Origin of the sequence: Lacibacter sp. H407 (assembly GCF_037892605.1) — a bacterium.
In the GTDB taxonomy this organism is placed as follows: Bacteria; Bacteroidota; Bacteroidia; order Chitinophagales; family Chitinophagaceae; genus Lacibacter.
Map to the genome: position 1 here is coordinate 2073177 of NZ_JBBKTU010000001.1, position 13677 is coordinate 2086853.

Genomic DNA, 13677 nt, shown 5'->3' on the forward strand with positions numbered 1-13677 from the left:
AGATAACGGCGTAACTCTTTAAATTCGGCGAATGACGACCCAAAATCCACATTTAAACGAGCCAGATCATCCGGATGCAGTCATTCAAGAGGATCGATCTGTTATTATACCTGTAATGAGCATAAAACTGACTGCTGTACCGCTTCTGTTTAAAATACTTCATGTTGACAATGCAGGTAATTGTTTACAAGGCTAAGAAAAACAATTGCTGTAGTTGTTGGAAGATGTTCGCTACAAAGTAGAACAACTTCCAGCGGGAATTTTTTAGTGAAAGAGAAGAACTGTTAGCAGAATATGATCATAACGAATTTAACATAAGCAAACGCAATAAGTAAACGTGCCTTTTTCAAAATCCATATCAAGTAATATAGACGATCAGCATACAGCCGGTTTGCAAAGTAACGATCAGTTACTGAAAGCTGTCTTTAATATCACAGCCATTGGTATTGTTGTAGTGGATGAAGCCGGTAGCCTGGTGGAAGTAAATGACCGCATTTGTAAAATGTTTGGCTATGAGCGTAATGAGTTACTGGGTAAGCCGCATACAATTCTTCATATTGAAGAAGAAATACAGGCAGCCATCGAAGCACATGTTACTTTTTTTAACGGACAGGATAGCGACGGTGAAAAAGAATGGACAGGCATCACAAAAAATAAGGAGAAGATCATTGTTTCATACAGTGCAAATTTGCTGTTACAGGATAACGGGCAACGGTTCAAAGTAAAATCGATACGTGATGTTACCAATGAACGGAAAACAGAAAAACTGCTTGAAGCCAGCCGTATAAAATTTGAATCGATCTTTGAAAATTCCTTACAGGCATTTTTTCTTACAAAACCTGATGGCACTATTTTAGAAGCAAACAGAGCTGCTTGTGAAATGTTTGGTTATACTGAAGAGGAATTGTGCAAGTTGGGAAGGCAGGCAATTATTGATCATACTGATATACGGCTAACTGAAAAACTAAAAGAACGCAGTGCAACAGGGGTTGCCTCCGGTGAGCTGACGGGCATTCGAAAAAATGGCCAGCATTTTCCAATTGAGTTCTCATCCTATGTTTTTATTGATAAAAACGGAGAAGAACGAACCAGTACAGTAATTGCAGATATTTCTGATCGTAAGGAACAGGAATTGAAGTTGCGTCAGTCGCAGGAAGAAATGGCTTCCATCCTCAACAATACGGAAGAAATATTCATGATCATTGATCGTGAATATCGCTTAGTGAACTATAACAAAGCTGCCGAAGAACGTTCGGCCGAACTGTTGGCCATGCCATTGAAACGTGGAGACAGTCTGTTGAAGTGGGCAGATCCGGAACGGTATCAAATTCTGAAAAATATATACGATCGTGTATTGAACGGTGAAACGATCCGTTACAAACACACAATATCGAAAAATGGCGAAACAGCTACTCTGCAACTTTCCTATTTACCAGTTGTGAGTGATGATGGTTTATGTGATCGGTTCATGGTAAGTGTACGTGAAATAACGGTAGAAGAAAATGCACTGAAGGCGATCATCAGTAAGCGAGAGCTTTTAACCCAGGCAGAAGCAATTGCGCATGTTGGCAGTTGGGAACTTGATCTTACAACAAATACATTGCATTGGTCCGATGAGGTGTTTCGCATTTGCGGTTACCAGCCCGGAGCATTTGAAGTAACATTCGAAAAAGGATTGGAGGTAATTCATCCTGATGACCAAGCTTCTTCAGTTGAAGAAATGCAACAGGCAATACAGAATAAACGGGACTACGCTGCCAACAAGCGATTTGTACGACCCGACGGTAGTATCCGCTACATTGTATCGAAGGCAAAAATAATTTTGAATAACGAGGGAAATGCAGTGCGGTTGGTTGGCGTATTTCATGATATTACTGAACTAAAAGAAGTAGAGCGTGAGTTGGCGATCAGCCAGCAGGAATACAAAACGTTGTTTGAGCAACACCCCGATGCGGTGGTATCATTTGATTTAACAGGAAAATTCACCAGTGTAAATGATGGTGCATTAGAGTTGGCAGAGGCATCACGTGAGCAATTGCTGAAAAGTGATTTTGTACAGTATATTGATGTTGATAAAGCAGGTGATATCATCAACTATTTTCTGGAAGTTGTCAATGGAAAAACACAACGTTTCGAAACAGTTATTATTACCAGCACCAACGTACGGAAGTCGGTGAATGTGATTCTTATGCCCATCTATATTCAACAGGAGATAACGGGTGTGTATGGTGTGTTAAAAGATATTACGATTGAAAATTTGTACGAACAGGAATTGGAGTTTCAATCCCATTTACTGAATACCATTCAGCAATCTGTGATCGTTACAAAACTGGATGGAACGATCATATTTTGGAACGGGTTTGCTGAAAAATTATACGGTTGGAAAAGAGAAGATGTTGTTGGCATCAACATTATGGAGGTAACACCAACAGAAATGTCGATTGAACAAGGTGCTGAAATAATGGCCAGGCTTTCGCAAGGTGAGAGTTGGTCGGGTGAGTTTTTGGTAATGCATAGAACCAAAGGACCATTTACTGCTCAGATATATAATTCGCCTGTAACTGACACAAATGGAAAATTAACAGGTATTATTGGTGTTAGCTGGGATATTACCGAGCAAAAGAAATACGAACAACAAAAAGAATTTGATCGTCTCGATAAGGAAGCGCTCATTAACACCACCACCGATCTTATATGGAGCGTTAGCAGCGATTATAAATTGCTTGCAGCCAACAAGGCTTTCCTGGAAAGCTTGAAATTATCGGATGATTTATTCCTGAAGCCAGGTGATGATGTTTTAATTCCGTCTGTATTTTCAGAAGAAAATGTAACGTTCTGGCGTCAGCACTATGCCCGTGCTTTAACAGGGGAATCGTTCACGATAGAATTACATACGGCGGAAAGAGGAGCGGTGGATGAACATTGGGATGAGATCATCTTCAACCCCATTACTAAAAATGGAGACGTAATTGGTGTAGCATGCCGGGGTAGAGATATAACACAAAATAAAAATTATCAACGGGAGTTATTGACCATCAATAACCAGTTGGAAATGGCACAGCAAATTGCAAAGCTGGGCTATTGGTCGCATGATTTGAAGAACGATGTTTTATTCTGGTCAAAGGAGGTGTACACAATTTTTGGATTGGAAGAGCAAGCATTCAATGGAGATTTTAATTCTTTTTTCCGTCGGGTACACCCCGAAGATCAGCAAGGATTTCTTGAAGGGCAACAACGTATTCTCAAAGGAGATGCACCTCTGGATCACGAACATCGAATAGTATTGCCAAATGGAGATATAAAATACGTTATTCAAAAAGGCACTGTTATTTTTAACGAACAAGACGAACCCGTGCTTGTAGAGGGTACTATACAGGATATTACCGAAGCTAAAAATGCAGCACTTGCGCTGAAAGTGAATGAAGAGCAGTTGAATCTTATTTATAATTCCACGGCAGGCATTATTTTTCTGCTGGGAGTTGAGAATGAGCATAAGTTTCGTTTTATTTCTATGAATAACGCAGGTCTTACAACGATTGGCGTAGCTGCTGATGATGTGTTTGGCAAATATGTAGAAGAAGTAATTCCAGAGCCTTCATTATCTCTTGTGCTTGAAAAATATAAAGAAGCAATACGAACAAAGCAGTCTGTTGTATGGCAGGAAACATCAGCGTATCCTACCGGTGTAAAAGTAGGCATAGTAACCGCCACTCCCATTTTTGATAGTGAAGGAAATTGTATCAGGCTGGTGGGTTCTGTAAATGATATTACCGAGCTAAAAGCAATTGAACAATCATTAGCCATCAGCCAACAGGAATATAAATCATTGTTCGATCAAAATCCGGATGCAGTTTATTCGCTTGATAAAGATGGCAATTTTATAAGTTTTAATCCCGGTCTTGAAAAGCTGTTGGAATGTGATCGGTATGAGTTGTTTCAGGCAAAAACATTTATCCCATTCTGCCATCCGGCCGATCTGGAAAAAACGATGGGGCATTTTCAAAACGTATTGCAAGGCGACCCGCAAACCTACAATGTAAGAGCTATTACGCAAAAAGGAAACAGCAGGTATTTGTCGATCAGTAATATGCCTATTGTAGTTGATGGAATCATTACAGGTGTATATGGTATTGCAAAAGATATTACACTGCAAAAAGAAGCAGAGCTCCAATTAAAAGAATTGTTTACGCAATTGGAGCAACGGGCATCTGAGTTGGAAGTATCGAACAGGGAATTGGAACGGTTTGCCTACATTGCTTCACACGACTTACAGGAACCTTTACGGATGGTAAGCAGTTTTCTACAACTGTTGCAAAAAAAATACAACAACTCAATTGATGAAAAGGGACAAGAGTATATCCGCTTTGCAGTGGATGGTTCTGTTCGTATGAAAAGGTTGATCAACGATCTGTTAGACTATTCAAGAGTTACTACCCGCAAACAGGAATTGGAAAAAGTGGATATGCAGGAGGTGGTGAAGGAAGTGTTGCAAAACCTGGGGTTACAAATTCAGGAGAAACATGCAACAATTGATGTGGGCGCAATGCCTCTGCTAACCTGGGCCGATAAAACACAGATGGCGCAATTGTTACAAAACCTTGTGGGCAATGCATTGAAGTATTCAAGTGATGAAACCCCGGTAGTACAAATTACTGCTGAGGAAAGAACTGATGAATGGCTGTTTGCTGTAAAAGATAATGGAATTGGATTTGATCAAAAGTTTGCTGAAAAGATCTTTGTGATCTTTCAACGGCTGCATAATAAAGCGGAATATTCCGGAACCGGTATTGGTCTTGCAATTTGTAAAAAAATTGTTGACAGGCATGGAGGTAACATCCGTGTTGAATCAGAAACCGGAAAAGGAAGTGTTTTTTATTTTACCATCAGTAAACATTTAGTTGCTGAAAAATCAGGTTTTTCCTATGAAAGAAGTTGAAATTTTATTAGTAGAAGATAATAGCGGCGATGTGCTGCTCACGCAGGAAGCGTTGCTCAATTGGGATACTAAAAACAGGATCAGTTCAGTTGGCGATGGTGAAGAAGCCATCCGTTATCTCAAAGCAATAGCAAAGAAATGCATCAGCCAATTACCTGATCTTATAATACTGGATATTAACTTGCCAAAGCTGGATGGTAAACAAGTGTTACAGCTCATTCGGTCTGATGTCGATCTGCAACATTTACCTGTGGTTATTTTTTCTTCATCCGTTAACGATAAAGATGTAAATGAAACAAGAGAACTAAAGGCTGATCTATACTTACAAAAGCCGGCTGAGTTGCAACATTATTTCGATGCGGTGTATACCATTGAACAATTCTGGACATCCTACAAAAAAGCTATATAAATGACAGATAGTTCATTACATATTTTAGTAGTAGATGATAATCCGGGCGATCTTTTTCTGGTAGAGGAGCTGTTGCGTGATACCATGCTGGATATCCGTGCCATTGAGAAAGCCGATACAGTTGCAGCAGCAATTGACATATTACAACAGAAGCGGGTAGATTTGATATTACTCGATCTTTCGCTGCCGGATTCATATGGGATCGAATCGTTTCTCCGGGTCAATCATTATGCAAAGGCGTTACCCATTGTTATACTTTCCGGTTTAAGCGATACAGCCACGGCCACCGATGCCATCTCTTTAGGTGCACAGGATTTCTTACTCAAAGGAGAGTTTAATGAACGATTGCTTGAAAAAACTATTTTGTATAGTATTGAACGGAAACGGAATTTACAGGAACTACGGCTTAGTAATGAACGGTATGAATTGGTAAGTAAAGCCACCAACGATATGGTGTGGGATTGGGATTATGTAAACAACAAAGTATATCGTAATGAAGAACAGTTTGTAAAAATTCTGAAACTGCCCGCTCATTTAAAAGATGGCGGAAGTGAGTTTTGGCTTAGCCGTATCCACCCGGAAGATCAATACGTAAACAGTAAGTTGTTGAATGAGCTGGAAGGAGATTCAGTAAAAAATCAATTTGAAGAAGAATACCGGTTTCTTACCGGCGAAGATGAATACATTTATGTTTCAGACAAAGGCTATGTAGTACGGGATAAGGAAGGAAAAATTATTCGTATCATTGGGGCGCTTCGCAATATTACTGAACAAAAAAAGGCAGAGGAGCAACTTCGTATTTCAGAAGAAAAATACCGTTCCTTTTTTAACAGCATCCCGGCAAGTATTTTTATTTGGCGACTGCACGACTTCCAGATACTTGAAATAAACGATGTGGCAGCAGTAACATACGGTTACACAAAAGAAGAATTGCTGCAACTTACAACGCTTGATCTTCGCCCTCCGCAGGATTACCAATACATTAAAGAGTTTGTAAAGGAAGCATTGGCTGACGAATGGTTTTCCATGAATAAAGTATGGCGGCATACTTCAAAAACCGGCGAAGAGTTGTTTATGCAAATTTCTTCGACCCGCATAAATTATAAAGGGCATCCGTCTATCATGGCCATTTCAATTGATATAACAGAAAAGATCAAACTTGAAAAACAACTGATCAAAGAACAGGAGCAGCGTGAATTGGAAATTACCAGGGCCGTGATAAGTGCTCAGGAAAAAGAACGTGAAGAAATAGGACGAGAGCTGCACGATAATGTAAACCAGATATTAGCCAGCTCCCGTTTGTATCTCGGTCTTGTAAAATCAAACGGTACTGCATACAAATCCTATATTGAAGAATCGGATCTGCTGATCGATAGCGCTATAAGGGAAATTCGTCAGCTGTCGCACTCATTAATTCCTCCGGCTATGACAGAAGCGAGCCTAGAAAAATCAATCGCTTCGCTCATTACAATTGTGCAGGAAGGCAGTGGCATGGAAGTGGAAACGCAACTTGATAATATGGATAGCTCCATCATGTCTGAACAGTTGAAATTGACGATCTATCGAATTTTGCAAGAGCAAATGAATAATATTCTGAAATACGCAAAGGCCAGTAATGTTCAACTTAAAATTGAACAGGTGGCAGATCGTGTCGTTTTACAAATAACTGATAATGGAATTGGCTTTGATGTAACACAGAAAACAGGTGGTGTGGGATTACTGAACATCCGTACAAGAGCTTCGCTTGTAAATGGTGCTGTAACAATAAAAAGTGCACCCGGCAAGGGCTGCCAGCTTAATGTAGTTTTTCACAGCTTGTAACCTGTAAATAAAATAATAATGGAAAAACAAAACCCGGAAACGAATGTTTTAAAACACTGCTGCCGGGTTCAATAGGTTTGTTTTCAATAGGATCTGGATTCGGTGGTTTTCAAGGATAGGATCATCATCAATCATCAAACTTAAACATCATCAAAAATTTTCAACATTTTTCACAGGCTTGGATCAATTGTGGTTTCAGAAGTGACAATGAATATTGAGCTCATCGGGTTCTGAAATTATGGTTGAGGTTTTTCAAAAATCTCGTTTGTTTGTTGATACAAAGAGACAATTTTTAAGCCGTGCGGGCAATAGAGCCACGCCTCAACTTAAGGTCATACTTCCTGTGGACAACATGTAGTAGGATATCTACATAGATAATTTTTCATCAAGTGATATGCTCTTTTTGCGAACTCTCTTTAGAACAGATGAGTAGAAACCATTAGTTTTAGCAACGCCTGTTTGTTTTCGAATTGAAATTTGTTGAAATAGTAGAAAAGCAGACGAATAAAATCAGTATTTTGGAACTCAGGTTCTGTTCGGTACAGTTAAGCCAAACACTGCTACAGGAACGGTTTCAGCTAACGGAAATAACATAACCTCTGAAAACCCTGTTGCAGCATACTACCAACAGTTATTATTAGAACCAGCAGTCATTAATGAATTTGTACGTCAGTCGGACAGTGAAGATGGATTTGTGAAGAGGCATACAACCTGAGCCGGACATGCTTTTTAGAATGAGCAAACGTCCCTTATCGTGAAAGTTGACACTATGCAAAATGTTGAATCCATATTGGTGATAGAAGATAATGAAGGCGATTTCTTTTTGCTGAAAGATGTGCTTGAACATGGCGACCTGCAAATCGAAAAAATCATCAATCTGTCCAATCTTCAACTGGTACATCAACAAAAAGGATCACTTCATCCCTCGCTCATATTTCTTGATCTTATGTTGCCGGATAGTTTCGGGCTTTCGTCGCTTGCTGAGATCAATGGGCTGTTTCCTTCTTCTCCAATTATTGTACTGAGTGGTATGAACGATCTGCAACTGGCACTCGAAGCGTTGCAATCAGGTGCACAGGATTACCTGGTGAAAGGTGAGTTTGATGAACGTATGCTCAGCCGCAGTATTCAGTACAGCATTGAACGTAAGAAAAATGAAATGGCCCTTATTGAAAGTGAACACCGTTTACGCACCATCTTAAATACAGATCCCGAATGCATTAAACTCCTTGGGCCCAATTGTGAATTGTATGAAGTAAACAAGGCGGGAATGGACATGATGGACATCGATGATTTTGAAGCAATAAAAGGACAATCGATATTGAGCGTTGTCGAAATTCCTTATCGAACAAAGGCAGCTGAACTTGTGCGGCTTGCGTTTGAAGGTAAATCGGGACAGCTTGAATTTGAAATGCGCACTTTAAAAGGAACACACAGATGGTGCGAGATCAACGTTGTTCCTTACAGAAATACAGAAGGCAACATCAGCAATGCATTGGGAGTTACACGTGATGTTACGGCACGCAAAAAAAATGAAGAACAACTCCGTCGCAGTGAAGATATTCGGGAGCTGATCATGGATTCGGCACTCGATGCAATTATTTGTGTTACCAGGGATGAAGTCATCTTCACATGGAACCCGCAAGCCGAAGTAATATTTGGATGGAAGCAAGAAGAAGCGATCGGTAAAAAATTATCTGAACTTGTTATTCACAAACGTTATCATACTAAGCATGCTGCGGGGTTTACAAAATATCTTACCACAGGCAAGAGTATTGTATTGAATAATGTAATGCATTTGCCCGCCGTTCGTGCCAATGGCGAAGAATTTATGGCTGAACTGGTGATCAGGGAAATCAAAAATGATGGTGAAGATTTTTTATGCACGTATGTGCGTGATGTAACAGAGCGGCTTAAATCCGAAACAGAATTAAAGCATTCTAATGAGCGGTTCCTTCGCATTACAAGCACTACCAATGATGCTGTATGGGAATGGGAATTAAAAACCGGAAAGTTGTGGAGTAACGAAATGCATCAACAACTTTATGGACTTACCATCAATGATCCTGTGCCAAGTTCACAGGAATGGGCAGCAAGGTTGCATCCGGAAGACCGGCAATCCATTCTCCAATTGCAGGACGATGCGTTGGCATCCGATACCAATGTATTTATTTCTGAATACAGGTTTCAATCAAACGGTACTTATAAAAATATCTTCGACCGATGTTATATTGAACGGGATGCTGAGGGGAATCCAATCCGCATGCTCGGTAGTATGATGGATGTAACCGCTCAAAAACAAGCGGATGAAGCCATTAAACATTCCAATGAACGCTTTGAGTTGATTGCAAAAACCACCAACGATGCCGTGTGGGAAAACGATCTTATCACACATGAGTCATGGGGTAACGAAATGAATCATTCGTTGTACGGTCTTACCATGCAAGACCCTGTGCCTACCTATGATGATTGGTGTAACCATCTTTATCCCGACGATAGAGAGAAAATTCTGAAAAGCCTGGATGCTACCTTGAAATCAAAACGAAATATTTGGGTAACTGAATATCGTTTCATTAAAGGAAATGGTGAGATCATCGATATTTATGACCGTACTTATATTGTGCGGGACGAACATGGGAAACCTATTCGTATGATGGGTAGTATGATGGATATTACAGAACGGAAAAAAGCGGAGAAGGCATTACAGCAAAGCGAAGAAAAATACCGCACACTTGTTGAGCAGGCGAACGATGGAATTTTTATTGCGGATCATACAGGCCGGTTCATTATTGTCAACTCAGCCGGTGCAAAACTCTCTCAATACAGTCATGAAGAATTGGCGAAGATGACCATCTACGATTTAGCCGACCATCAAGAATTGAAAACAAATCCCTTTCAGTTTGAAGCAATGAAAAGTGAACAGGGCGCACGTTCGGAACGTAAGCTGAAGAGAAAAGATGGATCAGCAATTGATATCGAGATCAATGCAAAATTTTTATCAGATGGTCGCTTTCTTGCATTTATTCGTGATATAACAGAACGTAAAAAGGCTGAAGAAGAAATCAATAACTCGTACAGGGCCATTCGTAAACTTACTTCTCATTTGCAAAATGCAAGAGAAGAGGAGCGTATCCATATTGCACGTGAAATACATGATGAATTAGGTCAGCAACTGACCGTATTGAAAATGGATATTTCATGGCTCAATAAAAAAATTAAAGCACTCGATCAGCCAACGTTGGTGGTTAAAACAGAAGAGATCGTACAAATGCTGAACGATACTGTGAATTCAGTACGACGGATATCATCTGATCTGCGCCCCGGTCTTCTGGACGACCTTGGATTAGCTGCAGCTGTTGAATGGCATTTGATCGAGTTTGGGAAACGATCCGGTATCAAAACCGATTTTATTACAGTAGAGACAAACATTGAAATTCCGCAACCACTGGCAACCGGCTTGTTTCGTATTTACCAGGAAAGTGTAACCAATGTTGCCCGGCATTCTGAAGCAACAGAAGTAGTTGTAGAACTTTTTATTGAGGAAAATGCAATTGCAATGACCATAACCGATAATGGGAAGGGCTTTGATGTTACGTCCGTAGGGCGCAAAAAAACATTGGGTGTGTTAGGTATGCAGGAAAGAACCGTAATGATGGGAGGAAAGTTCAGAATACGCCGCAACCCCGATCGTGGAATGAAGGTAGAAGTAAACGTGCCGTTGTTGCAGGATGATACGAGTGATATATTCTGATATTGTTTTCATATTAAATAAACTATGAAGAAATACCAACCCAAAAAAAATTGCCGAATAAAATGATTCGATTTACCCCCGACATTCCATTTCAAAAAAAACTCATCTACTGGTCGCAACTTTTTTTGATTGCCATTATAGGAATTGCTACGCTTGTATTATTTGGATGGGCTTTTTCTATTGAAGTGTTGAAACATCCTGTACCCGGTTATGTGGCAATGAATCCCCTTACCTGTATTTGTTTTCTGTTATTGGGAATTGTTTTTATAGCCAAACAGCGAAACAAAACAAATGTTGCTGTTCAACGGATAGCTGCTATTATCTGTCTGTCGGTAATGGTTGTTAGCGGTTGGAAAATACTGGCACTAACGCAACAATCAAATTATATTCTCGATCAATTATTATTTGCACAAAAAGTAAATACAGATGTAACAGGTGGGTTTACTAATAATATGGCACCTAACACCGCTTTTTGTTTTTTAATGTGTGCCGGGGCGATCATATGTACATATAACCGCCATCGTTTCGCAATATTGCTATCACAATTATCAAATGTATTGGTGCTGCTGGTAGCTGTATTTTCTATTTTAGGTTATGTGTTTGGGGCAGAAGAGTTTTATGAGGTGCAGAATTTTATACCAATGGCCATTCATTCGGCCATCTGTTTTTTTATGCTGGCGTTGGCATTGTTCTTTGCAGTACCCGATCAAGGCATTATGCAGCAGTTTACCAGTATTTACAGTGGTAGTTTTGTAGCATGGCGTTTACTGATACCTGCTTTTTTATTACCAATATTCATTGGCTTATTTCGGTTATGGGGTCAGCGTTCGGGGTTGTATAACCTTGAATTTGGTTCCGCTTTATTTGTAACCAGTATGATCCTCGTTTTCCTTGCACTCATCTGGATGAATACATTATTACTCAACCGGCGTGAATTTAACCAGGAAGAAATAGTAGCAGAAAAAAATTACCTGGCCAACCTTGTTGAGCAAACGAGCGATGCTGTGCTATCAACAGATGTTTCATTGAATATTAAAAGCTGGAACAAAGGGGCTGAAGAAATTTACGGATTTAAAAAAGAAGAGATTCTGGGCAAACCGTTAGGCTCTTTTCTTAAAAGCGACCTCGATCCTGAAACATCGCAACGCCTGTTGATCGATTTAAATAATAAAGGTTATTATAATGCTGAATATGTTTTTTATGATAAGTATAATCAGCCAATTTATGTGCAGGCATCTGTTACAGTATTAAAAGATAAATTCGGAAGTATTACCGGTTATGTGGCTGTGCATCGGGATATTTCGGAGCGTAGGCAATTAGAACAGCAGCTTCGTGAGTTTAATCAACAACTTGAACAGCAAGTGTTGGAAAAAACAACCGAACTCCGTGAGGTGTTTGAGCGTATTTCCGATGCGTTTTTAGGTGTCGATAACCAGTATCAGATCGTGTATGCCAATAAAAAAGCCGAACTGTTATTTGGGAACGATGCAAAACAGCTTTTAGGCAGTGAAGTGCATCATCTTTTTTCTGATCAGGATGGTGAGGCAGCCGTTGCCATCCGCCAGGCATTTGAAACACGTGAATATGTGTACCTCGAAGCTTGGTTAGATAAATTTAAAAAATGGTTTGAGTTAAATATTTATCCGTCGGCATCAGGGTTGTCGGTTTATCTAAGAGACATCAGTACAAGAAAAAATGCATTGCTGGAATTGCATTCCAGCGAAGAGAAGTATCGTTTATTTTTTGAAAATAGTTTAGATGGTATTTTGCTTACCAACAGTAAAGGTGAAATATATGCAGCCAATCCTGCAGCATGTGAAATTTTTGGAATGACGGAGGAAGAAATTTGCACAGGTGGGCGAATAGCAATTCTTGATGAATCGGATCCTAACTGGGCAGTATTTTTTGAAGAGCGTAGCCGTACCGGAAAAGCAAAGGCGGAGCTTCGGCATTTCCGGAAAGACGGAACAGTTTTTTTAGCTGAGGTTGCATCTGTAAAATTCAGAAATGCCAGTGGTGAAACAAGAACGAATACAATTATAAGAGACATAACAGAACGCAAACGTGCAGAAGCAGAAGTGCAGGAATCGTATGAGCAAATACGCAGATTAACAGCGCATCTGCAAAATGTGAGGGAAGAAGAACGTACACATATTGCCCGTGAAATTCATGATGAGTTGGGGCAACAGCTGACTGTAATGAAAATGGATATTTCCTGGATGAAAAAGAAGATCAATGCAGGAGATACAGAAGTGGTTCCTCCTAAAATGGATGAGTTAATGGAACTGTTGGATGGAACAGTTGCATCGGTACGACGCATATCAACCGAGTTAAGGCCAAGCTTGCTGGATGATATTGGATTGATCGCAACAATTGAATGGCAAGCGGAGTTGTTTACAAAACGAACCGGCATACCAATTAAACTTGAAATTGCCAACGATCTTCAAATTCCTGACGAGCATACAACAGGTTTGTTCCGGATCATCCAGGAGTCACTTACCAATATTGCACGCCATGCTAATGCAAGTCAAATAGTTATACATTTGGAAAATAATAAGAAAGAATTTATTTTGTACATTGAGGATAATGGGGTTGGCTTTGATAAGAATCAATCAACACAAATAAAAACACTTGGGTTGTTAGGCATGAAAGAGCGTACCTTGATGATGAAGGGTGAGTTTCTGATTGAAAGCAAGCCGAATAGCGGAACTATGGTTAAAGTGCGGGTTCCATTAAGTTAAATCTATGTTCACTACTTTG

The 13677-nt window shown here is 39.9% G+C and carries 5 protein-coding genes; all 5 read left to right on the forward strand.

Features of this window, described 5'->3' with window-relative positions; all coding sequences use genetic code 11:
- Window positions 1-337: 337 nt before the first annotated feature.
- The gene (locus WG989_RS09030) at window positions 338-4936 is read left to right on the forward strand and encodes a PAS domain S-box protein (protein WP_340428826.1); all 4599 of its coding nucleotides are present in this window, start codon (window positions 338-340) and stop codon (window positions 4934-4936) included.
- Window positions 4923-5345 carry a response regulator gene (locus tag WG989_RS09035; protein WP_340428828.1) on the forward strand — a complete coding sequence of 141 codons (423 nt, stop codon included), beginning with the start codon at window positions 4923-4925 and terminating at the stop codon, window positions 5343-5345. Before WG989_RS09030 ends, WG989_RS09035 begins: the two co-directional genes overlap by 14 nt.
- Entirely contained in the window at window positions 5346-7166 is a 1821-nt protein-coding gene (locus WG989_RS09040; protein WP_340428829.1) for a hybrid sensor histidine kinase/response regulator, read from the forward strand.
- Window positions 7167-7935: 769 nt separating this feature from the next.
- Window positions 7936-10917 (forward strand): PAS domain S-box protein, encoded by a 2982-nt coding sequence (locus WG989_RS09045; RefSeq protein WP_340428831.1) that lies wholly within the window; start codon window positions 7936-7938, stop codon window positions 10915-10917.
- Window positions 10918-10979: 62 nt separating this feature from the next.
- A complete protein-coding gene (locus WG989_RS09050) occupies window positions 10980-13658 on the forward strand; it encodes a PAS domain S-box protein (RefSeq protein ID WP_340428833.1) in 2679 nt (892 codons plus the stop codon).
- Window positions 13659-13677: the final 19 nt, after the last annotated feature.

What these genes read in the sequence shown, in the direction of transcription:
- WG989_RS09035 (WP_340428828.1), top strand. Translation starts at nt 4,923, where the DNA reads ATGAAAGAAGTTGAAATTTTATTAGTAGAAGATAATAGCGGCGATGTG.
- WG989_RS09040 (WP_340428829.1), top strand. Translation starts at nt 5,346, where the DNA reads ATGACAGATAGTTCATTACATATTTTAGTAGTAGATGATAATCCGGGC.
- WG989_RS09045 (WP_340428831.1), top strand. Translation starts at nt 7,936, where the DNA reads ATGCAAAATGTTGAATCCATATTGGTGATAGAAGATAATGAAGGCGAT.
- WG989_RS09050 (WP_340428833.1), top strand. Translation starts at nt 10,980, where the DNA reads ATGATTCGATTTACCCCCGACATTCCATTTCAAAAAAAACTCATCTAC.